Source organism: Pseudoalteromonas sp. APC 3694 (genome assembly GCF_030407565.1).
In the GTDB taxonomy this organism is placed as follows: Bacteria; Pseudomonadota; Gammaproteobacteria; order Enterobacterales; family Alteromonadaceae; genus Pseudoalteromonas; species Pseudoalteromonas tetraodonis.
Genome location: NZ_JASDDE010000048.1, coordinates 1 through 22,217 on the forward strand (window position 1 = coordinate 1; position 22,217 = coordinate 22,217).

Sequence of the window (22,217 nt, forward strand, 5' to 3'; positions counted from 1 at the left end):
AAATCAAGCGATCAAAGCTGGTGAGAATCGGTGATCAAAGTCATGAGAATACGCAGATGATGAACATGTTAGATTCCCTCAGTTCTATCACGAAATTAAAAAGAATCTGTTAAGTCATAAAGATGCTTGCGACTACCCTATAGCTTTGGAGCCAGCCTCATGTTTTTTTGGGTTAGGCCATTCGCTTGTGTTGATTTTATTGAGAATGCATTGTGAGCACTCAAATATATACTTAAGAATATTTTCTGATACGAAAAATAATGCTACTAGATATGCATGGCAGGACACTTAGCTTTTGAGTTAGATTAAACCCATTTTGTCCGCTATAGTGAGTAGTGCCCTCTTTAAAAAATAAAAAACCACTACTAAAAGCAGTGGCTATTATGGCAATATTTTAAAGGATTTGAATTGAACTTTGACTTCTACATATTTTTTTCAGTGAATTCAGCCAAGCTACTGCGCTCTACTTCATCAAATATGAGCACCGAGCCTTTTTCATAATTCCTATAAACATTAACAGCCGCACTTGCACCAGAAGAAGCTGCTGTTACAAATTTATCATCTATTTGCGCTAGATTACCCAGTACAATCGTACGACAATTTTTTCCACCGCGGCTAAGCATTCCTTTAATTTGAGCACGGGTCATATTTTGTGCTTCATCAATAATTAAAACAGCATCATCAATTGACCTGCCTCGAAAATAAGCCATAGAGGTAAACTCTATATTGGCACGCTCTATGACATGCTCAACAGTTGCACTGATATTACCTTCATTGTTATCACCTGAATGCATTGATATAAGTGCATCTGTGATACCTGCTAATAACGGCATTGATTTCTCTGTCAGGTCACCGGGTAAAAACCCCGGATCATCGTCCATAAAGTCTCTGGAGCGCACCACAACGATTTTTTTGTACTTTTTTAACTCCAATACTTGATGCAGCGCCGAAGCAACTGCTAAAAAAGTTTTTCCGGAGCCAGCAGGGCCAAGGATGATATTTAAGTCATAATATGGATCTGTTAATTGGCTTAAAGCTACTGCCTGACGCTGATTTTTAGGCAAAATGCCCCATACTTTTTCTTGTTTACGAGGCAATAACTTTGTGAATACCTCAGTATCTGTTACTTCTGAAATTCGCCCAATGTGTCCAGCTTCATCGTACCAATACATGTTTGGCTGAACTTCATCATTAAATAGACTTATTGGGAAAGTATAAACTTCTCCTGAAACCTTGAAGTCTTTGTCTGATTTAATTCGATCAAAAAGATCTCCTTTAAAGGCTTGTACCCCTGTGTATAAAAGATCAATATCTGATATTTGATTATCTACGGCAACGTCTTCTGCCATGACCCCTACGGTTCGAGCTTTCAAGCGCATATTAATGTCACGGCTAACAATTACTACGTCTTTATCTAAGTCCTTCTGAAGATACAGTGCATAGTTAATTATTCTATTGTCAGCGTCACTTCCAATACCGTGCTTTAACTCTTTAGCCATATCGAGCTGGGTATCAATTCCAATAAACAGTTTTCCTCGTTTAGCTGTTTCAGTAGAAGGCAGTGGAATACCAGCTTCCATCTCTTCTGCACTGTGCCCATTTATTATATCTTCAAGCATACGAATACATACACGAGCATCAGCACTAACCGATTTGTTAGTTCTTTCTTTTAAGTTATCTAATTCTTCTAGAACTGTTAGACAGATGTAAATATCATCTTGATATGACAGGATACTTTTTGGATCATGAACCAACGCAGACGTGTCAAGAACACGAGGGTTTCGGTTTTCAACAGAGCTTTTCATGACGCAGCCCTCCAAAAGTTTGCATCGTTGCTAGAATGCGTGTTGTACTTACATCCCAAATAACAAATACTCTGTAAAGATTGGCTATTGTGGGAATGCTTAAAGTCGTTACAAAAATCCATGTTTAGAGAAATTCTTTTTACTTTTTCTACAGGCCAATAAAAACAAGGGGGTAAAAACTTTAAAATCTTTCCAATTCGGGGTTGTAAAATCACCACCGCATTTTGAATACTGCGTCCGCGCATAAAGTTCACCGACTTAAACTGAATGTTGGCTTTTTCCATAATGTAATTACGGCTCGAAATTGGGTTTTCATCACCTTTATGCAGCACCTCCAAGGTATCGGTTATGGCAGCCAACCAAGGCGCCATTTTTTCTTCCTCGGTACCAGGCAAAAAGCCAATTGATTCTGCAATTTCAGGGGTATTACGGGTTACAATGACTTTGTCGTAAATACCTTTTTCAATCACCATCTCTAGCGCACACGCAAGTGCCAGTAAAGTTTTACCACATCCCGCTGGACCGGTTAAAATAACAAGCTCAATAGACGTGTCGAGCAAGGCATCAAGAGCCATTGCTTGGTAAATATTTTTTGGTTTTATTCCCCATGCACTTTGATGCATCAATCGCTCTGCGCCAATATCTTTAATGGTAATATGCTCACCATCATACGATTTAACTCTAGCGGCAAACTGATCGCCATCATCAAGTAAATATTCATTACAAAACACATCAGGAATTAAATCTTTAGGGATATGATGAACTGTTTCACGTCCGTGTTGCTCAGTATTACACTCGCCAACATGCTGCCAAAAATCGCCCTCAATTTTTTTATAACCACTGGTGAGTAAATCAATATCGTCAATTAACTGATCAGTACGATAGTCTTCAACATATTTAAGCCCCGCCCCTTTGGCTTTTAAGCGCATGTTAATATCTTTAGTTACTAATATGACTTTTTTATCGCTGTGCTGGTTTTGTAAATGCACCGCACAATTAATAATACGGTGGTCGTTTTCATTGCCCGGCAAACCAGAAATAGAATCGGCAAATAAATGGTCGTTTACAATAATTAAGCTGCCTGTCGATCCGCCTTGTTTATTCCTTGGCAGCGCCACACCTTGTAACATTTGTTCAGGAGTTGCCTGACTCAACACCCCATCAAGGCCACGAATAGCCACTCGCGCATCGCGGCTCACATCGTGTTTTCTATCTTTTATATGATCAAGTTCTTCCAATACGGTCATTGGGATAACCACTTGGTGCTCTTGGAATGACAAATACGCGAGGGGTTCGTGAAGTAATACATTGGTATCTAGCACATACATTTTACTATCAAAATTTGAAGCTTTTCCCATAGTACTTTCCTTACGTTTTATGATTTTTATGCTATACCCAATAAACTAATCAGTGGTTACTAATAAACTTGATTAATTACTTAGGTATATTTTGAGTTTAGTCTATTTGTCATAAAAGTCTGTTTTATGACAAATATCATTTAGTTTGAATTTCCCACAAAATCGACGCACTAATGAGCGCTTTGGGTTGGTAATAATTCATACTTATAAAATTAATTAAAAGTCAGGCAAATAGCGCCTTGCAGTGGTGTTATCTAACAGGTAACATAGCCGCCTTTTTCTTCATAGACGAGACATACATGAATTTTTCCTTAGGTCAGCGTTGGATAAGTGACACAGAGTCAGATTTAGGATTAGGCACCGTTGTTGCCATTGATGGCCGCCAGGTCAGCATTTTATTTCCTGCCAGTGGTGAAAACCGTGTTTATTCTTCTGCAGAAGCTCCGGTAACCCGCGTAGCATTTAATCCTGGTGATGTGATCCGAAGCGTTGAGGAGTGGGAATTACAAGTTGAGTCAATTGAAGTACAAGGCGAATTACTGTGCTATCACGGTGAACGTATTGATAACGGTGAAAAAGCACAATTAAAAGAAACTTTTTTAGATCACTTTATCAAGTTCAATAAACCGCAAGACCGCTTATTTGCAGGCCAAGTGGACCGTTTTGATCGGTATACTTTGCGCTATCAAACTTGGTTACATCAGTTTGAACGTCAGCAGTCACCTATTAAAGGCTTAATTGGTCAACGCGCTAATCTTATTCCGCATCAGCTTTATATTGCTCAAGAAGTCGGTAAACGTTTTGCACCGCGTGTATTACTGTCTGATGAAGTAGGTTTAGGTAAAACCATCGAAGCGGGCATGATTTTACATCAACAAATTATCACCGGTCGTGCCAGCCGTGTACTTATTGTTGTGCCTGAGAACTTACAACACCAATGGTTAGTAGAAATGCTACGCCGTTTTAATTTACGTTTTTCAATTTTTGATGAAGAACGCTGCGACGAAGCGTTTGCTGATTCACCCAATGTATTTGATACCGAGCAACTGGTACTTACTAGCCTTGAGTTTTTAACCAAGAAAAAACGCTGGTTTGAACAAGCTACTTTGGCCGACTGGGATTTATTAGTAATCGATGAAGCGCATCATTTAAGCATTAACAACAATAAACCCAGTGCCGAATACCAACGTATGGCTGAGCTGAGCCAAGATATTCCAGGCCTAATTCTTCTTACCGCTACGCCAGACCAACTGGGTCATCGTAGTCATTTTGCTCGTTTACAACTGCTCGATCCAGATCGTTTTTACGACTATGACGTGTTTAAAGAAGAAGAAGCAAACTACAAAGACGTTGCCGAAGCTGCTAATCAGTTATTACAAGAACAAGCACTGGATGACAGCGCAAAAGCCACATTAATTGAGCTATTAAAAGAAACAGATATCACTGATATCCTTGAAAAAGCCCAACAAGGCGACCTTGCTGCACGCAAAGAAATACTCAATATGTTACTGGATCGCCATGGCACTGGGCGCATATTATTTAGAAATAGCCGCAGTGGCATTGATGGCTACCCTAGCCGTAAATTACATGCCTACCCAATGGCATTACCTAAGCAATACAAAACAGCAATGACCGTACTGGGTAATATGAGTGGCATTCAAAATGCCGAGCTCAGTGCGCAACGTGCACTTTTCCCAGAAAAAATATTTCAAGAATTTGAAGGTGAAAGCGCAAGTTGGGGATTATTTGACCCTCGCGTAGATTGGTTAATTGAAACGCTAAAAACACTCAAGCGTGAAAAAGTACTTCTTATTTGTGCTAAAGCCGAAACAGCAATTAGCCTTGAGCAAATATTACGTGAACGCGAAGCAATTAAAGCGTCTGTGTTCCATGAAGGTATGTCGATTATTGAACGTGACCGCGCTGCGGCATTCTTTGCCGATGAATACGATAACGCACAAATATTACTGTGTTCAGAAATTGGTTCAGAAGGTCGTAACTTCCAGTTTTCACATCACTTAGTGTTATTTGATTTACCACTCAACCCCGATTTACTTGAGCAACGTATTGGTCGATTAGACCGTATAGGGCAAACACAAGATGTGAACATTCACGTGCCTTATTTTGAAAACACGGCCCAAGAAGTACTACTGCGTTGGTATAACGAAGGCTTAGATGCGTTTGAAAGCACATCAACCACTGGGCAGTTGCTGTATAAAGAGTTTAGCGAAGATTTACTTGAGTACATTGCAGCTCATAATTGTGATGAAGATGAGCTAGATCCACTCCTTGAGCAAGTAGCACAGAAAAATGCAGTATTACGCAAACAAATGGAAAGTGGCCGAGATCGCTTACTAGAGCTACATTCATCAGGACAGGGTGCTGCTGATTCACTTGTAGCTGACATTGAAAAGCTCGATAACCAGTTTGAACTGCCAAGCTACATGATCAACGTGTTCGACACCTTTGGTGTAAGCCAAGAAGATAAAGGTGAAAACACCATTATTTTAAAACCCACTGAGCACATGTTAAACGCTTCGTTTCCATCGCTAAAAGACGATGGAATGACAGTAACCTTTGACCGTGATACCGCGCTTTCTCAGGAAGATGTGCACTTTATTAGTTGGGATCACCCTATGGTGCAAGGCACTATGGATATGATTTGTGATGATGATTTTGGTAGTTCATCGGTAGCGTTACTTAAAAACAAAAAGTTACCACCAGGCACCTTTTTTGTTGAGCTAATATTTGTTGCCGAAGCCATGGCACCAAAAGTCCTGCAAGTGGGTCGCTTTTTACCCCCTACGCCAATTCGTATTTTACTCGATAAGAGCAGTAATAACTTAGGTGAAAATGTTGGTTTTGATGGCTTTAATCAGCAACTATCTGCGGTAGGTCGTCAAACGGCGAGTAAATTAGCAGGTGCATTACAAAGTGCGGTTCATCCAATGATCAACACCGCAAAAGACATGGCGCAACAAAAGTTGGATGTTATCCGTGCTGAGTCATTAGTAAAAATGCAAACATCGTTAAGCGAAGAGCAACAGCGATTAGTTGCACTGAAGCAAATTAATCCAAACATTCGCCAAGAGGAAATTACCTTTTACGATAAACAACGCAATGAGCTAACCGCACATATTGAAAAAGCGCAGTTAAAACTCGATGCGATTCGTTTGATTGTGGTTTCGCACTAGAGAATCTAGCTGTCAGTCGTTAGTTAAAGATTACTAACGTGTGTGTATAAAAAAGAAAGCGCGATATTTATATCGCGCTTTTGCAAAACCATATAAAGATAGTTATCAGCTTGAAAATAGAAATACTAAAATTAGCTTCTTAGTAAAAATTGATATTTTCAATTTCATCATTAAAGGAAGAGTTTATATACTGCATTGCATCATGTAAATTTAGAATTAATTGGCTGACTGATACGGCAAGTTTTTGAATATCATCTCTTGATATATGATGAGTTTTCCCATCTTTTGTTTTGCCGCTCCGGTGAACACAATCATGTCTTATAGATATCGCAGTTTCAAAGTATTGTCTTTCTTTTCCAAGTAATCTATCGAGGTCAATATCTAATACATTTGAATATATCTTAGTTACAACACTAAGGTTATGGTAGAGGATTTCTGATAATCTATTCTGAACTCTTTCAGATAGTAGATTAGGCTTTTGAATAATATTTTTTAGTGAGTAAGTTTCATTTTTAAGTTTATCTGAAGTTAAAATAAACTTTTTTATATACTCATCAGAATTTACAACATAGCTTTTTAATGCATCGCCGAAATAAGTTTCCAACGTGATGATGCACTGAGTATAAAACAATCGGTTAAAGTAATTATTATTAACATAACTATCTGATAAAAGGTGGTAAATTAATTGTTCTATATTAAATATAGCACTTTTAAAAATGGCTTGATATTCTCCACCTTCACTCAACTTGTAACCATCTTCTAAATGATAATCAAAACTTAATGAGCTAGGATCTTTACTTACATGTACTTGGAAAGGCGTATCACAGTTAGAACAAAATAAAACTTCTAACTGGTGCTCCATCTCATCTTCACTCGCTAAAGATGCATCATTACTCAATTCTGGTTCATGACTATTTAACTCGCCGCAATGACTGCAGTAAAACTCAATAGTTCCATACATATAAATATTCCTTTATTTCAAAATAAATCACAGCCACTCATCAGTATCTTGACCGCCTAAAATAGCCATTATTTCGACATCTGTTGCTGAAATTCTGTAATAAATACTGTCTGAGCCACAAACGGCACGCCGATAACCTTTACGAATATGATCAACTGATTGGTAGGAATAAGGATTTGCAGCTAGCTTTTCAAACATAGAAAAGAAACTGTAAAAGTAAATATCTGCTTGCTGTTGTGAAAATGCTTTGCAACCATATTGATAAATACGACGTAAGTCTTCTTTAGCATCGTTTGAAAGCTTAAATGTGCGCACTACTTAATGCTTGCTTTAAATTCTGCTAACATTTCATCCGCAGATTGAGCACTAAAACCGCTTTTTTCTGCGTTAGCAAGCTTACTATTTATAGCTTCAGCCCTTCTTGCACGTCTAATTAAATCATTCACCAATTCACTTTTATTTGCATAATCACCAATGTTCTCAACGTGATTACGTAGCCATAAATCATTTTGTTCAGTAAGTGAAATACTTTGTCTTGCCATAATGAATTTCCAAAACGTTAATCTGGTGTAATTTTACACCAGATTAAAAAATACGCAATTAAACTTTTACCTTTTCCCTTGAGCCTTTGCGCTCGCTCCACTAAAATAGCGCACTTCAAAATCACTGAGGTCTGCCGTGTTAGTTAACTACAATCCCCCTATGAGCCCGTATTTAACTATACTGTTTCAAGATGATGATTTACTTATTGTAAATAAGCCTAGCGAATTACTCACCGTCCCAGGTAAAGACCCAAAACATGCCGATAGCTTAATAAATCGCGTCAACCGTGTTTTTCCTAGTGCTAAAATTGTTCACCGTTTAGATATGGCTACCTCTGGCATACTTTGCTTAGCAATGAACAAAGCTGCTCATCGGCATTTAAGTATGCAATTTCAAGAACGCGAAACAGCAAAACGTTATATTGCACGTGTTTACGGGCAACTTGAAACTGAAACAGGCTCTGTTGATTTACCTCTTATTTGTGATTGGCCGAATCGTCCTAAGCAAATGGTTGATCATGACAATGGCAAACCTTCGCTCACTCATTTTAAAGTCCTTGAACGTGAAGCACAGGCAACCCGTGTAGAGCTTACTCCTATTACAGGGCGCTCACATCAGCTGCGCGTGCACATGTTAAGCTTAGGCCACCCTATTTTAGGCGATCGTTTATATGCTCACAAAGACGCACTTGCTGCGGCACCTCGCCTACAGCTACATGCACAAATGCTACAACTCAAACACCCTGTAACGGAGCAAGTACTTACTTTTGAAGCTGAGAACGAGTTTTAACAAGGATTAATCTTTTAGCTATTTACTGTAAATAGCTAAACTTTAAGAGTGCTTCGCCGATACATAAATAAGATTTAAATTAAAAGCTTATTTATGTTTATTACGCAGATGTTTAAAGCTATTATTACTACTCTTGTGCTTGGCTGTACGTTAATCAGTTTCCAAGCGCTGAGTGCTGAGTATATCGCTCCTCCTCCCTTTTCAAAAAATATTGATGCGGATATCTCTCGCCTAGCCCAAAGTGATGAAGTAAAGCCTATTTTAGCTGGTGATACTGAGTTTTTAACTTTATACAGTGAGTATATGAGTGCCGACTTTAGAGGGGTAGTCATACTCATTCCTGATTGGCAATCAACGCCGACAAACAATGCAGGCATGAATTTCTTACGTAAAGAGCTGAATAATCAAGGGTATACTTCTTATGCGATGACAGTTCCTGATATTGATTGGCAAGCAGCTCAAGATGATGCAGCAAAAACGATTAATGATCCTGTGGGCAAAAATAATGAAACAGCCAACGCAAATACTAAGCCAGACACCAGTACACAAAAACAGCCCCATCATGCTGACTATGTTGAACAAGTAAATACTGAAGTGGTAGATAACTATAAATTAAAACTAGTCGCTCGCTACGACGCTTTATACCAACAAGCTGCGATGGAGTCTGAGAATATTGTTGTTATTGCACAAGGCACCAGTGCTGGGGTGTTGTTGGAGCACTACGCTGAATTTTCAGACTCAAAAATAAGCGCCTTCATTAGTTTAAGTAGCTACCTTCCTAATACAAAACGTAATGCAAAGTTAAGCCAAATAACATCCTTGGTCACCCCCGCTTTGTTGGATATTTATTTTGCTACAGACAGTAATGATATCTTAATGAACCTTAAAAACCGTCAGCGTTGGGTTAATCGAAATGCAAAGTTTGATTATCGCCAACGTCAGTTGTTTGGATTACGCGATGCGCCGCAGCAACATGCGCGGCTAAGCAAAGAAATAGACGGTTTTTTACGCCGCCTTTTTTAAATACTCGTATGCTGCTTGAATATCTTGGCTTTTTTTAACCGCGACTTCCATCATATGCTTAGGTAAACCTTGCGATACGAGCTTATCAGGATGGTGCTGAGCCATGAGCTTTCGGTAGGCTACTTTAATATCACGTTGCGATGCGTCTTTATTTAACCCTAATAAGGCCAATGCTTGCGAACGGTTCATATCATTACTTGGTGGTACATGATGCCCTGAGCCTTCACGGTAGCTGCTACTTTGACTTTGCTGCTGTTTAAAACGCTGTTGTTGCTGCCTAAAGTTAAACTCTGCTTGATAACGTTTTAATACAAAGGCAAAGTGTGCTTTAGACACACCTAGCTGCTTACTAACTTCTTGCAGTAATTGCTTTTCTTGTGCAGCAAGTACCCCGTCAGAAAACGCCATCTGGATTTGAATTTCTAAAAATAACTGCAGTAAATCATAACGTTTAGCAAAACGTTCTTTAAAATCATAAACCGTATCTTTGAGTGAAAAGTCGCTGTCTTTACCCGATTGAAACGCCTGCTGCGCTTCACGGCGCTCTTCGCCTTTTAAGCCCATTTCATCCATAAACAGCGTCGCTGCTTTAATGTGGGTTTCGCTAACACGGCCATTCGACTTGGCAATATGTCCCATTACCGCAAAGCAACTCGAAAAAAACAACGCTTGGCGTTCGTTAACATCATCGCCTTTAAAAAGGTTAGAAAAGCCGCCAGCTTTATCAAAGTCTTTTTTTAGGCTTTTATCAAACATATGGCCTAGGTATAAGCCTAAAATGGCACCAAATATTTTGCCAAACATAAAACCAAAACAGAAACCGAGAATTTTTCCCCACATTTTAAAACTTACCTCTAGTGTTTTATATTTAGCTTATGGTGCTAGTTGTTGGTTAAGAGCCGATAAACGCTCTGGTGTGCCTATATCGTCCCATTGGCCAATATAGAGTTCAGTGGAGACTAAATGTTCATTTAATTTTTCACGTAGCAAAGGGCCTAATGGCCGAATGCCTGGGGCTAGCCCCTCAAAAAAGTCAGCTTGATAACGCCCTATCCCTGAAAAAGTATATCGCTGGCTATTTGTCGGTAAGTGGCTCAGTGCAAAATCGCCATCAGGATTATGCGCAGGGTTTTCAACCAATACAATGTGCGCCTCTTTAGGCTGTAAATGTAGCTGCATTAATGCACTGATATCGTAGTCGCTGTAAACATCGCCATTAATCACAATAAATGATTCACCAAGTAAAGGAAGCGCTTGAATAATACCGCCTGCGGTTTCAAGCCCGCCCGTCACTTCTTGGCTATAGGTTATAGTCACGCCCCACGCGCGCCCATCTGCAAAATAGGTTTTTATTTTATCTCCTTGCCACGCAAGGTTAATTATTATTTGAGTAATACCTGCTGCCTTTAGGCGCATAATATGATGCTCAATCAGTGGTTTTCCCGCTACACATAACATAGGCTTAGGTAACTCTGCGGTGAGCGGCATCATACGTTTACCGCGTCCAGCGGCTAATATCATCGCCTTCATGGTTGTTCCTCTTTTAACCGCTGTTGCACCTTTGGCACCACGCTAGTTTTTATCAAAGCCGATAAGTCGCTAAGCTCAGGGTATTGTGCCGCCACCTCTATTACGTATTCAAGTGTAGGGAGTATATTTGCTAAGTAACCTTGTTTACCATCACGCAAATATAAACGACAAAAAATACCCGCTGCTTTTAAATGGCGCTGCAAGCCCGTTAAATCAAACCAATACTTAAATTGTGCGAATGACTCGTTAGTTATTAAACTTTGGCGCTTAAATTCGTCATAACCAAACTCAAGTAAATGAGTCAGCTCGTCGTTGGGCAATTTAAAATAACAATCTCTTAAAAGCGAGACTAAGTCATAACATAACGGACCTTGTACCGCGTCTTGATAATCAATAATTGCCCATTGCTGCTCGCAGCGCATAATATTGCGGCTGTGGTAATCGCGATGCATTGTGACTGTGGGTTGCTCAAGCAGTGTATTTATTAGCAGCGCTGTGCTTGTTTGCCAAGTCTGTTGCTGCTCAGCGCTGAGCTCTGCGCCAATAAAATCATTAACCAGCCAATTTTTAAAAATATCCAGTTCAAGTGCAATAAAGTCATGGTCATACGGATTCATTGACGGCGCGGCTGGGGTTTTTGCCCACTTGGCACTTAAACTGATCAGTTGCTGGTAATACTCGCTGCGATTGGCATCATCAAGCAAGTCAGCCAAATGGGTGCTACCTAAATCACTTAGAATAAAAAAACCTTGCTGCTCGTCACTATGAATAATGGATGGTAATAAAAACCCCTGCTCAGAAAACACCTTGTTTAATGCAATATAAGGGACGTTGTTAACTTTTTTTGGATCGGAGTCCATCACAATAAAGTTTTTATTTTCAGCGTTTAACCTATAATAACGGCGAAAACTGGCATCTGCGGTTATTGCATTAAGCGCATAGGATTGCTCACCAAAGTGAGTATTAATAAACTGTTGTAAACTCTCAAAGCGTGTCATTTTATAAGCTATCTATTTTTCACTAATTACTTTGCCATTGTTTTCCTTTATTATGTATAGCTTGTAACTAATCACAGAGCATAAAGGTCGATAAATGAGCAAAACCTGGGGCATTTTGATGCTAAGCGTACTGAGCGCACCATCGCTTGCCGAAACTGAACTGACACACAATTTTTGTGGCACTTCAATGCAAACCAGAGCTTGGCAACCGCTTGCTGGCCTTGAGCTTGGAACGGTTGATATCAGCGCTGATGACGTTGAGCTTTTAGGCACACAAAGCGCTGAATTTACTGGCAATGTTGATATTAACACCGTTAACATGAGTTTGTCCGCACAATCAGCACTGATTGATAAACAACGTGGCCTGCTTAATGCCACTGGCCCAATTACCTATCGCGATTATGTAAGCCACGTACAAAGTTCGGGCTTAAATGCCGATTTAAACAACTCAGCATTTAGTTTATTAGGCGCACAATACAGCCTAACACAACAACAAGGCAAAGGCGGCGCGGAAAAGCTCACCATCGATAAGTCTGGCTTAATGCTGATGAATGCAAGCTTTACTGCGTGCCCAGGTAATACGCCTATGTGGGCTATTGAAGCCGATGAAATAAACTTATCACGTGAAGAAGGCTGGGGCGAAACCTACAATGCCGTGCTACGTATTTTAGATACGCCGGTACTCTATTTACCTTATTTTACTTTCCCACTCGATGAGCGCCGTAAGTCAGGCTTATTAACGCCCAGCTTTTCAAGTTCAGATCGCTATGGGTTAGAAACGATTACGCCTTATTATTGGAATATTGCCCCTAATTATGATGCCACTATTACCCCGCGTTATATGTCACGTAAGGGGCTACAATTACAAACTGAATTTAGATATTTAACCCCAGAGCACCAAGGTTTAGTGGCTGTAGAATATTTAAATCAAGATGACTCAGAGCCTGAGCTTAACGAGCGTTTTTTGTTTCATTGGCAACAAAAAAGTTATATTGGTGAAGACTGGCGAGCCAGTATTGATATTACCAATGTTAGTGATGACAACTACCTAACTGATTTAAACTCCGCTTATGTCAGTAAAACCGATACGCAGCTTTATCGTACCGGCTCGCTAACCCATATGGGCGAAATGTGGCGTACTGATATAAAAGTGCAAAACTTTGAAGTACTCGGTGACCACTTAGAATCATACACGGCGTTACCACAAATTAGCTTTACCCAAACCACCCCTTGGAAAATTGATTATTTCGATTTTAGTGTTTCAGGCGAGCTGAGCCATTTTACTAACAGCTCTGCGGTAATTGACCAAGCCACTCGTGTGCATATAGAGCCTAAAGCACGCTTTGATTACAAAGAGTATGCATGGTCGTTTTTATCTGAAGTGAGCTTATTGCAAACTAACTATAAACAAGACGGTGATTTACAGGGTACACAGTATAGCGATAATGTTTCGCGTACTTTGCCAAAAGTGCGCTTATATTCTCAGCTTAACTTTGAGCGCGACACCTCAATTTTTATCGACGATGGTATTCAAACTCTAGAGCCACAAATTCAGTATTTATATACGCCTAATAAAGATCAGTCTGAAATTGGCTTATACGATACCACCAAGTTACAAGATGACTTTTTTGGTTTATTCAGGGATGCGCGTTTTTCAAGTGTTGACCGAATTGCCGCAGCTAATCAATTTACGCTCGGGGCTACAACGCGTTTATTTGATAAGAAAAATGAAGAAGTATTTAACTTCAGCGCAGGCCAAATATTTTATTTAAGTGATTCAGCCAAGCCTACAGAGCAAGGGCTTAATAGCGATAGTAACTACAATGCCTTGTTTGCAGCGCAAACCATGTTACATTGGCACCGCCGCTGGTATTTATCGGGTGGTATTCAGTACGACACCGATGGCAAGCAAATTATCCAGTCAAATTTAACCTTAGACTACAAAGGTGACGATAATCAGCTGGTTCAATTGAACCATCGCTATGCAAATGATGTCTCAGGAAATACAATCGAGCAAGCGGGCTTATTTACAAGCATCCCTATCAGTGACGAGTGGCAATTTATTGCAAGTTACCATCGCGATCTTGATAATAACCGCAGTATTGAAGTATTTAGTGGATTACAGTATGAATCGTGCTGTTGGGCGTTCCAAATTACTGGCCATCGCCAAATTGAAACTGATTTAAATCAGTCAATTGGGCAACCCCAAGCCACTTTTGATTCGAGTATTCGTTTGAATTTTGTATTAAAAGGGCTTGGTAGTAAAAGCCGTTACGATGCTCAAAAATTATTACAACAAGGTATTTTTGGTTATCGTAGGCCGTATTTTCTTAATGACTAAACTGCTTTATTTATAGTAACAATTTACAAATAACTATATCTATTTAGCCGTATTTAGCATTACAACAGTACTATTAGTAAGAGTAGTAAAAAGAATATGAATTTAAAAAAATTATTAACATCAGCAGTTTTAACGTTCAGCTTATGCCAAAGTGCATTTGCCGCCCCTGTCGAAATAGATAAAGTAATTGGTATTGTAAACCAAGGCGTTATTTTAAAAAGTGAAGTAGACACCATTGTTGATCGCGTAAAAAAACAAGCAGAAGAACAAAACCAACAGCTGCCAAAAGACGAAACACTGCGTGTTCAGGCGATTGAACGCTTAGTAAATCAAACCTTGATGATGCAGATGGCTGAGCGTATGGGCTTAGAAATTTCAGATAGCCAGCTTGACCAAACCCTTGCCAACATGGCTAAAGAGCAAGGCGGTACAATTGCTGATTTGCGTCGTACTATTGAAGCGTCGGGTGAGAGCTTTCAAGCTTACCGCGAAGAAATTCGTAAAGAGATAACCACGCAACAAGTTACGCGTGCAAACGTAGACCGCCGTATATATGTAAGCGACCAAGAAATTGATAACTTACTAAAAATTATGGATAGCCAAGGCCAAAATGCCGAAGAATATGATATTGGTCATATCCTTATCGATATTCCAAGTGGTGCAAGTGCAGACGACGTAAGCTCAGCAAAAACACGCGCAGACAAAGTTATTGAACTGCTGCAAGATGGGCAAGAATTTAAGCGTATTGCCATTTCATCATCAAGTGGCTCAAAGGCCCTTGAGGGCGGCCAATTAGGTTGGATGGGCATTAACGAAATGCCATCGTTATTTGCAGAAGCTGTAAAAGGTAAAAAGAAAGATGCGATTATTGGTCCACTTCGTTCCGGTGCGGGTTTCCACATCATTAAAGTACAAGACGTACGTGGCCGCCAAGTAGTTGAAACCACCGAAGTTAAATCTCGTCATATTCTTATTAAGCCTTCAATCATTTTAAGTGAAGAAAAAGCACGCACTATGCTAGCAGGCTTTGTTAAAGATTTACGCGCCGGCGATGCTGACTTTGCAGAACTTGCTAAAGAGCATTCACAAGACCCCGGTTCAGCACTTAAAGGTGGTCAATACGATTGGACTGATCCAACCACCTACGTGCCTGCGTTTAGAGATACGTTACTATCACTTGATAAAAACGAAATCAGCGAACCATTTAGAAGTCAGTTTGGCTGGCACATTGTGCAGTTACTAGATAAACGTGTTGCAGATAAGACCGAGCAAGCTAAACGTAATCGTGCACATGGCATGTTGTTTAATCGTAAATTTAAAGAGGAAAGCTTTAACTGGCAGCAAGAAATGCGCGAACAAGCCCATGTTGAAATTTTCCCAATAGACGAATAATTATGACCTTAAGAATTGCGGTAACCCCAGGTGAGCCTGCAGGCATTGGCCCAGACTTGCTATTAAAACTGGCACAGCACAGCTGGGATGCGCAACTAGTAGCGATTGCAGATGCATCGCTACTAAAACAGCGCGCTAAGCATTTGGGTTTAAACATTAAATTAATTGAATTTGATGAACAAGCCAAAGCAACGCCAACAGCAGCAGGCAGCTTATATATTAAGCAAATTGATTTAGCAGAGTCCGTTGAGCTTGGCGTGCTAAATGACGCAAACGGTCAATACGTATTAGACACACTGCGTATTGCCAGCGAGAAGAATATGGATGGCACATTTGATGCCGTTGTTACGGGGCCTGTTCATAAAGGTATTATTAACCAAGCCGGCATTTCTTTTAGTGGCCATACTGAGTACTTTGCTCAGCAATCAGGTACAGCCGATGTAGTTATGTTATTAGCCACCGAAGGTCTGCGTGTTGCCCTAGTAACTACACATATTCCGCTTGCGTATGTCTCTCGTGCTATTACGCAAGAGCGACTAGTTAAAGTGGCTAATATTCTTAATCATGACTTGAAAACTAAATTTGGCATTGAGCAACCACGTATTTTAGTCTGTGGCTTAAACCCACATGCCGGTGAAGATGGTCATTTAGGCCGCGAAGAAATCGACACGATTACGCCTACACTTGACATATTAAGAGCTGAAGGGATGAACTTAATCGGTCCTTTACCAGCCGATACGTTATTTCAAGATAAATACCTAAATGAAGCCGATGCAGTGCTGGCTATGTATCACGATCAGGGATTACCTGTGCTAAAATACAAAGGATTTGGTAAGTCAGTGAATATAACTCTCGGCCTTCCATTTATTCGCACCTCAGTCGATCACGGTACTGCGCTTGATTTAGCCGGTACAGGCGATGCTGATGTTGGCAGTTTTGAATTAGCGATCCGCGAAGCAATTAAGCTCGCCCATGAAAAAGCACAGAATCAATGACCGATAAAGTACACTTAGGACACCGCGCCCGTAAACGTTTTGGCCAAAACTTTTTATTCGATGAGTCAATCATCGACAAAATCGTCACCGCTATCGATCCTAAACCGCAAGATAATTTAGTAGAAATTGGCCCAGGTCTAGGCGCTATTACCGAGCCTGTTGCCGATTTAAGTGGCCATTTAACGGTTGTTGAGCTAGATAAAGATTTAGCCCAGCGTTTAATTGAACACCCATTTTTAGGGCCAAAATTAACCGTAAACCAAGGCGATGCAATGAAGTTTGATTTTGCAAGCCTGGTTAAAGATGACAAAAAGCTAAAAGTATTCGGCAACCTGCCGTACAATATTTCAACGCCTTTGTTGTTTCACCTGTTTGAATTTGCCGATCATATTGAGCACATGCACTTTATGCTGCAAAAAGAAGTGGTAAAGCGCATGGTAGCAGGCCCTGGTAGTAAAACCTTTGGTCGCTTGAGTGTGATGACTCAGTATTATTGTCATGCGATGCCTGTGGTAGAGGTACCGCCTGAGTGCTTTAAACCGGCACCTAAAGTCGATTCTGCGGTTATTCGCTTAATCCCTAAAAAGGCACAGCAGCGCACCGCTAAAAGCGTTAAAATATTAAACACCGTTTGTTTAGAAGCGTTTAATCAGCGCCGTAAAACGTTGCGTAACAGCCTTGGCAACCTTCTAACCGCTGACGAATTAACCAGCATTGGCATTGATATTACTTTGCGAGCTGAGAGCCTGTCGTTACAACAATTTATTGATATAGCTAACTGGATTTATGACAACAAGCAGTAATATAGGATCACCTGTAAAGGTATCTGTTGAAACGTTTTATGTAGAAGAGCAATCGCAACCTGAACTAGATAAGTTTGTGTTCGCCTACTCCGTTACTATAAAAAACCACAGTTTATGCAGTGCAAAGTTACTTAGCCGTTATTGGCTAATTACTGATGCCAATGGCAAAGAAGTAGAAGTGCAAGGCGAAGGTGTGGTGGGTGAAACCCCAGATATAGCCCCTGGTGAAAGTTACAAATACACCAGTGGTGCAATATTAGATACTCCCGTAGGCACCATGCAGGGGCATTACACTTTACGAAACGAGTTTGGTGCTGAGTTTGAAGCACCCATAAATGTGTTCCGTTTAGCTTGCCCTAATATCTTACACTGATTAAAACAGCGACTAATGGCTGACTACGCAATAGGTGATTTACAAGGCTGCTTTAACGAATTTAGTTTATTGTTAAAGCAAGTCGACTTTAACCCTAGCAAAGACCACCTATATTTAGTGGGTGATATTGTTGCTCGCGGCCCAGACTCCAAAGCGTGCCTTGATTATATTTATCAACATCAAGACAGCGTTAGCGTCACATTAGGCAATCATGACTTACACATGATTGCCTGTTATTTAAATAATGTTGCACCCAACCCTAAAGACAAACTCACTGCACTGTTTAACAGTAGTAAACTGCCCCACTACATCGCGTTTTTACAAACTCAGCCTTTAGCGCTTTATTTAGAACAATATAATTGTTTTATTTCTCATGCAGGCCTTAACCCTGATTGGTCATGCGAGCAAGCCATTAAGCACGCTCAATTTGCGCAGCAATGCTATGGTGCTGATAACGCTAAGTTCTTCTTAAAAAACATGTATCAGCCTCACCCGCTAAAATGGACGGAGCAACTTGATGATGCTGCTAAATTTCGTTACATCGTTAATTATTTCACTCGCATGCGCTTTATTACGCCTGATAATTTGCTTAATTTTAATGCAAAAGAAGCAACAGCCAATAGCCACTCATTAATTCCTTGGTTTTCTCACCCTAAAATCGTTAACGCTCAACATGACCTAATTTTTGGACACTGGGCAGCACTTGAAGGCAAAACGCCCTACAACCACCTTTATGCTCTAGACACAGGTTGCGTCTGGGGCGGCTCAATGACACTAATAGAACTGCAAAGTAAGCAAAAATTTTCAGAAAAATCACAACTTTTGTCTAAATAAACTGAAAAAAGTTAATACATCTGTTAAGTTTAAGAGTGGAAGTTAAATTGTATAATTACAAAAAATTCACAATAATGTGTAAAAAATAGCAATGCTCTTATAATTGAGTTAAACATAGACAGTAAACGAGTGTTATTGCCTACATTATTTTTTATCTTTAAGAAAAGACTTAGTTTGTAATTAAGTTTTGCGGTAAATTTAGCAACTAACTATTAACAGTAAAAATTAATTATTTTTAATTACTTAACTTATTGTTGAAAGCGCCGATAAGTATTAATAGACGTATTTTTGAATGGAAAACCATATGAATCTAACAGTGAGTCAACGTATTTGGGGTGGTTTTATATTTATCACTTTATTACTTTTAATTATTGGCGGTAACTCTTTAATAAAAATAGCAAATATAGATCGTTCAACTCAAAAAGTTAATCAGCTATCGCTTCCTGCATTAAACAAGAGCGCTCAGTTACAAGCTGAATTTATTTTGATGAGTAAAGCCGCTCAAGCTAGTTTCCATATAACATCGGCTCAAAAACTCGCCACGTTAAAAGCGCAAATAGAAGAGCAAAAACAAATATTTAATAAATTGCACCGCGAACTACAACAAGTTGTTAAAGACGATCCACAGTTAAACAAAAGCAGCCTTGAAGTTGAAAAAACCTACCTGAGCTTTTCAAATATCATAAACAGCCTGCTTAAAGATAAAAACACCCAGCTAGTGCTTAACAAAAAGCTCAAAGCGCAACTAGAAACCGTTGAGCTCGCGGCAGAAGATGCCAACTCTATAGTACTTGATATTATTGATATTGATGGTTTAGAGGATAATTACCCGCGCGCTTATCAAGCAGCTAATAATCTAGAAAATAACTTTATGTCCGTGGTTACCAGCAGCACCGACATGCTAACCGTTAAAACGCTTAACACGCTCGATATTATCAAAAACGAGCAAGTGTATTACTTTGAAGAAGTCGTTCGTACCGTTTCATTAATAAAGCCGGCGATAGAGCAAAGCCACAGCAGCTTGTATAATGACTTAAAGGGTTATGTAGATACCCTAGAGAGCAATATTTTAGGTAACGATAGCCTTTCAGCGAATAAAAAACGCCTTATTGACGCAATAAGCACAACCGAGCGTGAATTAGCAGAGTCTGAAAAAGCGACTAGAACAGCGCTTAGCCAAATTGACGAATTAGTATTACAAGCCAGTGGCGTTGCATTTACATTACAAGAAGGCGTACGTAGTGACGTAAACTCAGCTAATTTATGGACATGGATAGGTATGATCATTGCGACTATTATCGCTGTGCTTGTAGCCATCATTACGGTTAACCGTATTACTAAGCCATTAGCGGAAGTAAATCGTATTCTAGATATTGTTGCCAGTGGTGATATGACTCAACGCTTAGATGACAGCGCAAAAGATGAATTTGGTGAATTATCGAAAAGTTGTAATACCTTAATTGATAGTTTACGTAGCTTAATCACCGGTATTATTTCACGTTCAACACAACTTGCAGCCGCTTCTGAGCAAACCTCAACAATTACCGGTGAATCAAGCAAAGCAATCAGTAATCAGCAAGCGCAAGTAGAGCAAGCAGCAACCGCAACCACTGAAATGAGCAGCACATCACAAACAGTGAGTAATAGTGCACAACAAGCACTGAGCGAAATTAAAAATGCCGATAAAGAAGCGGAGCGCGTTAAAGGTATTTCAAATCAAAATAAAGCAACCATTGAGCAACTCGCCTACGAGGTAGACGAAGCATCAAGTGTTATCAATAAACTACACAAAGATAGCGCATCAATTGGTAGTATTTTAGATGTTATTCGCGGTATTGCCGAGCAAACTAACTTACTCGCACTTAATGCAGCGATTGAGGCTGCGCGTGCCGGCGAGCAAGGCAGAGGCTTTGCTGTGGTAGCTGATGAAGTAAGATCACTTGCGAGTAAAACACAAGAGTCGACCCAAGAAATTCAATCTATGATTGAGTCACTACAGTCGGGCGCTGAAGAAGCGGTTAAAGCTATGGAAAAAGGTAAAGATCGTGCTGTTTCGTGTGTTGAGCAAAGTGACTTAGCCAACAGTGCACTGGATTCAATTACCCTTGCAGTATCACAAGCGCATAATGTCAGTGAAGAGATATCAACAGCAGCACAAGAGCAACAACAAGTATCACAAGAGATCAGTGAGCGCTTAGAGTCTATTGTTGCTATTGCCGAGCAAACAGCAGAAGGCGCTGTACAAACGAATATTTCAAGTTCAGAAGTGGCTAAATTAGCCGAAGAACTAAGAATATCAGTAGAGAACTTTAAAGTATAAATATCGCGCTGTAAGTAGCCTTAGAGCTACTTACAGCTCATACCCTATCGAGCCATAGTAAAACACCCGTTCCCTCTCCAGATATGCTTATACACCGCGCAATCTCACTCTAAATACACAACACCCAACAGCTTAGCCCGTAAAGTTATTTAATACTCTTTATGTTTTCTTTGGTTATACCAATTCGCTTAATTAAGTGGTCTATTTTGAGGCTGGAAAAACGTGTTGATAGCTAGGCAAAAAATTTGCTATTTAGTTGTTCTAAACGAGAATTTTTTAACGCAGGTTGCGACACGTTTAGCCCCGTAAAATGATTAAGTATTATTGCGGATTGGTATTACAAACAACTGATGCCATTATCTACGGAATAATTCGTGGCGCTTAACAAAAGCCAATTAGCGATTTAATTCAATGGGTATCATTACGGTGATATGGTTTCGGTGGATGATAGAGCAGATTTTAAAAACAAAAAACCCAGCATAAGCTGGGTTTTTACATTTCTGAAAGAAAACTAAATTACTTGATTTTAGCTTCTTTGAAAATCACATGTTTACGAGCCTTAGGATCGAATTTTTTGATTTCCATTTTTTCAGGCATGTTACGCTTGTTCTTGTCGGTAGTGTAGAAAAAACCAGTACCAGCAGTTGAAACTAAACGGATCTTATCGCGCATAATTCAGTTCCTTAAACTTTTTCGCCACGAGCACGGATTTCAGTAAGAACCGTGTCAATGCCTTTTTTATCGATAATACGCATACCTTTAGTAGTAGTGCGTAATGTTACAAAACGTTTTTCACTTTCAACCCAAAAACGGTGTGTTTGTAGGTTAGGTAGGAAACGACGTTTAGTCGCGTTTCTCGCGTGTGAACGGTGGTTACCAACCGTTGGACGCTTACCTGTAACTTGACATACTTTAGACATGTCTATATATCTCCAATAACTTCGCTCGAGCTTAATTT

General features: G+C 39.8%; 20 protein-coding genes. 10 read left to right on the forward strand and 10 right to left on the reverse strand.

The features are described 5' to 3' along the window. Positions 1-422: 422 nt before the first annotated feature. The gene (locus QMA00_RS14450) at positions 423-1,805 is read right to left on the reverse strand and encodes a PhoH family protein (RefSeq protein ID WP_076921936.1); all 1,383 of its coding nucleotides are present in this window, start codon (positions 1,803-1,805) and stop codon (positions 423-425) included. Further along, the gene (locus QMA00_RS14455) at positions 1,802-3,163 is read right to left on the reverse strand and encodes a PIN domain-containing protein (protein WP_076921935.1); all 1,362 of its coding nucleotides are present in this window, start codon (positions 3,161-3,163) and stop codon (positions 1,802-1,804) included. Before QMA00_RS14455 ends, QMA00_RS14450 begins: the two co-directional genes overlap by 4 nt. A 299-nt stretch (positions 3,164-3,462) precedes the next feature. Here QMA00_RS14455 and rapA point away from each other — a divergent pair, with 299 nt between their 5' ends. Next, entirely contained in the window at positions 3,463-6,357 is a 2,895-nt protein-coding gene (gene rapA / locus QMA00_RS14460) for an RNA polymerase-associated protein RapA (RefSeq protein ID WP_033103991.1), read from the forward strand. Between the two features lie 139 nt (positions 6,358-6,496). On the opposite strand, the gene QMA00_RS14465 is transcribed toward rapA, so the two are convergent. The 3 genes from QMA00_RS14465 to QMA00_RS14475 are packed head-to-tail and all read right to left on the reverse strand — an operon-like array spanning position 6,497 to position 7,860. Next, positions 6,497-7,318: a hypothetical protein gene (locus QMA00_RS14465; protein WP_076921934.1), complete on the reverse strand. Its 822-nt coding sequence runs from the start codon at positions 7,316-7,318 to the stop codon at positions 6,497-6,499. Between the two features lie 27 nt (positions 7,319-7,345). Next, on the reverse strand, positions 7,346-7,633 hold the full coding sequence (locus tag QMA00_RS14470) for a type II toxin-antitoxin system RelE/ParE family toxin (protein WP_076921933.1): 288 nt from the start codon (positions 7,631-7,633) through the stop codon (positions 7,346-7,348). Further along, on the reverse strand, positions 7,633-7,860 hold the full coding sequence (locus tag QMA00_RS14475; protein ID WP_033103989.1) for a CopG family transcriptional regulator: 228 nt from the start codon (positions 7,858-7,860) through the stop codon (positions 7,633-7,635). Before QMA00_RS14475 ends, QMA00_RS14470 begins: the two co-directional genes overlap by 1 nt. Positions 7,861-7,996: 136 nt before the next feature. On the opposite strand from QMA00_RS14475, the gene rluA reads away from it, so the two are divergent. After that, entirely contained in the window at positions 7,997-8,650 is a 654-nt protein-coding gene (gene rluA, locus QMA00_RS14480; protein ID WP_076921932.1) for a bifunctional tRNA pseudouridine(32) synthase/23S rRNA pseudouridine(746) synthase RluA, read from the forward strand. A 93-nt stretch (positions 8,651-8,743) separates the two neighbouring features. Beyond that, entirely contained in the window at positions 8,744-9,673 is a 930-nt protein-coding gene (locus QMA00_RS14485) for a DUF3530 family protein (RefSeq protein WP_033103987.1), read from the forward strand. Here the strand turns inward: QMA00_RS14485 and djlA are convergent. Genes djlA through QMA00_RS14500 form a run of 3 tightly spaced genes read right to left on the reverse strand, consistent with a single transcriptional unit; the run spans position 9,656 to position 12,201 of the window. After that, positions 9,656-10,513: a co-chaperone DjlA gene (gene djlA / locus QMA00_RS14490; protein ID WP_008113211.1), complete on the reverse strand. Its 858-nt coding sequence runs from the start codon at positions 10,511-10,513 to the stop codon at positions 9,656-9,658. The two genes, QMA00_RS14485 and djlA, sit on opposite strands and share 18 nt — an antisense overlap. A gap of 33 nt (positions 10,514-10,546) precedes the next feature. Next, positions 10,547-11,203 (reverse strand): N-acetylmuramate alpha-1-phosphate uridylyltransferase MurU, encoded by a 657-nt coding sequence (murU, locus tag QMA00_RS14495; RefSeq protein WP_008113213.1) that lies wholly within the window; start codon positions 11,201-11,203, stop codon positions 10,547-10,549. After that, entirely contained in the window at positions 11,200-12,201 is a 1,002-nt protein-coding gene (locus tag QMA00_RS14500) for a phosphotransferase (protein WP_076921931.1), read from the reverse strand. The genes murU and QMA00_RS14500 overlap by 4 nt, the downstream gene beginning before the upstream one ends. A gap of 94 nt (positions 12,202-12,295) precedes the next feature. Here QMA00_RS14500 and lptD point away from each other — a divergent pair, with 94 nt between their 5' ends. From lptD to QMA00_RS14535, 7 genes are all read left to right on the forward strand, one after another. After that, positions 12,296-14,542 carry an LPS assembly protein LptD gene (lptD, locus tag QMA00_RS14505; RefSeq protein WP_076921930.1) on the forward strand — a complete coding sequence of 749 codons (2,247 nt, stop codon included), beginning with the start codon at positions 12,296-12,298 and terminating at the stop codon, positions 14,540-14,542. 96 nt (positions 14,543-14,638) lie between these two features. After that, positions 14,639-15,934, forward strand: coding sequence for a peptidylprolyl isomerase SurA (gene surA, locus QMA00_RS14510; RefSeq protein ID WP_008113218.1), 1,296 nt, complete (start codon positions 14,639-14,641; stop codon positions 15,932-15,934). Between the two features lie 2 nt (positions 15,935-15,936). Continuing rightward, positions 15,937-16,929 (forward strand): 4-hydroxythreonine-4-phosphate dehydrogenase PdxA, encoded by a 993-nt coding sequence (pdxA, locus tag QMA00_RS14515; RefSeq protein ID WP_076921929.1) that lies wholly within the window; start codon positions 15,937-15,939, stop codon positions 16,927-16,929. Continuing rightward, on the forward strand, positions 16,926-17,732 hold the full coding sequence (gene rsmA, locus QMA00_RS14520) for a 16S rRNA (adenine(1518)-N(6)/adenine(1519)-N(6))-dimethyltransferase RsmA (protein WP_008113221.1): 807 nt from the start codon (positions 16,926-16,928) through the stop codon (positions 17,730-17,732). The genes pdxA and rsmA overlap by 4 nt, the downstream gene beginning before the upstream one ends. Further along, positions 17,716-18,105: a Co2+/Mg2+ efflux protein ApaG gene (gene apaG, locus QMA00_RS14525; protein ID WP_076921928.1), complete on the forward strand. Its 390-nt coding sequence runs from the start codon at positions 17,716-17,718 to the stop codon at positions 18,103-18,105. Before rsmA ends, apaG begins: the two co-directional genes overlap by 17 nt. 15 nt (positions 18,106-18,120) lie before the next feature. Then, entirely contained in the window at positions 18,121-18,939 is an 819-nt protein-coding gene (locus tag QMA00_RS14530; protein WP_076921927.1) for a symmetrical bis(5'-nucleosyl)-tetraphosphatase, read from the forward strand. 304 nt (positions 18,940-19,243) lie between these two features. Beyond that, a complete protein-coding gene (locus QMA00_RS14535; protein ID WP_076921926.1) occupies positions 19,244-21,259 on the forward strand; it encodes a methyl-accepting chemotaxis protein in 2,016 nt (671 codons plus the stop codon). Positions 21,260-21,775: 516 nt separating this feature from the next. Here the strand turns inward: QMA00_RS14535 and rpmG are convergent. After that, positions 21,776-21,931 (reverse strand): 50S ribosomal protein L33, encoded by a 156-nt coding sequence (gene rpmG / locus QMA00_RS14540; RefSeq protein ID WP_004587947.1) that lies wholly within the window; start codon positions 21,929-21,931, stop codon positions 21,776-21,778. 11 nt (positions 21,932-21,942) lie between these two features. Next, complete coding sequence (gene rpmB / locus QMA00_RS14545) at positions 21,943-22,179, reverse strand: 50S ribosomal protein L28 (protein ID WP_008113231.1); 237 nt, start codon at positions 22,177-22,179, stop codon at positions 21,943-21,945. Positions 22,180-22,217 lie beyond the last annotated feature (38 nt).

Coding starts and splice junctions, on each gene's coding strand:
- QMA00_RS14450 (WP_076921936.1), bottom strand. CDS start 1,805: ATGAAAAGCTCTGTTGAAAACCGAAACCCTCGTGTTCTTGACACGTCT.
- QMA00_RS14455 (WP_076921935.1), bottom strand. CDS start 3,163: ATGGGAAAAGCTTCAAATTTTGATAGTAAAATGTATGTGCTAGATACC.
- rapA (WP_033103991.1), top strand. CDS start 3,463: ATGAATTTTTCCTTAGGTCAGCGTTGGATAAGTGACACAGAGTCAGAT.
- QMA00_RS14465 (WP_076921934.1), bottom strand. CDS start 7,318: ATGTATGGAACTATTGAGTTTTACTGCAGTCATTGCGGCGAGTTAAAT.
- QMA00_RS14475 (WP_033103989.1), bottom strand. CDS start 7,860: ATGGCAAGACAAAGTATTTCACTTACTGAACAAAATGATTTATGGCTA.
- QMA00_RS14485 (WP_033103987.1), top strand. CDS start 8,744: ATGTTTATTACGCAGATGTTTAAAGCTATTATTACTACTCTTGTGCTT.
- djlA (WP_008113211.1), bottom strand. CDS start 10,513: ATGTGGGGAAAAATTCTCGGTTTCTGTTTTGGTTTTATGTTTGGCAAA.
- murU (WP_008113213.1), bottom strand. CDS start 11,203: ATGAAGGCGATGATATTAGCCGCTGGACGCGGTAAACGTATGATGCCG.
- QMA00_RS14500 (WP_076921931.1), bottom strand. CDS start 12,201: ATGACACGCTTTGAGAGTTTACAACAGTTTATTAATACTCACTTTGGT.
- lptD (WP_076921930.1), top strand. CDS start 12,296: ATGAGCAAAACCTGGGGCATTTTGATGCTAAGCGTACTGAGCGCACCA.
- surA (WP_008113218.1), top strand. CDS start 14,639: ATGAATTTAAAAAAATTATTAACATCAGCAGTTTTAACGTTCAGCTTA.
- pdxA (WP_076921929.1), top strand. CDS start 15,937: ATGACCTTAAGAATTGCGGTAACCCCAGGTGAGCCTGCAGGCATTGGC.
- rsmA (WP_008113221.1), top strand. CDS start 16,926: ATGACCGATAAAGTACACTTAGGACACCGCGCCCGTAAACGTTTTGGC.
- apaG (WP_076921928.1), top strand. CDS start 17,716: ATGACAACAAGCAGTAATATAGGATCACCTGTAAAGGTATCTGTTGAA.
- QMA00_RS14530 (WP_076921927.1), top strand. CDS start 18,121: ATGGCTGACTACGCAATAGGTGATTTACAAGGCTGCTTTAACGAATTT.
- QMA00_RS14535 (WP_076921926.1), top strand. CDS start 19,244: ATGAATCTAACAGTGAGTCAACGTATTTGGGGTGGTTTTATATTTATC.
- rpmG (WP_004587947.1), bottom strand. CDS start 21,931: ATGCGCGATAAGATCCGTTTAGTTTCAACTGCTGGTACTGGTTTTTTC.
- rpmB (WP_008113231.1), bottom strand. CDS start 22,179: ATGTCTAAAGTATGTCAAGTTACAGGTAAGCGTCCAACGGTTGGTAAC.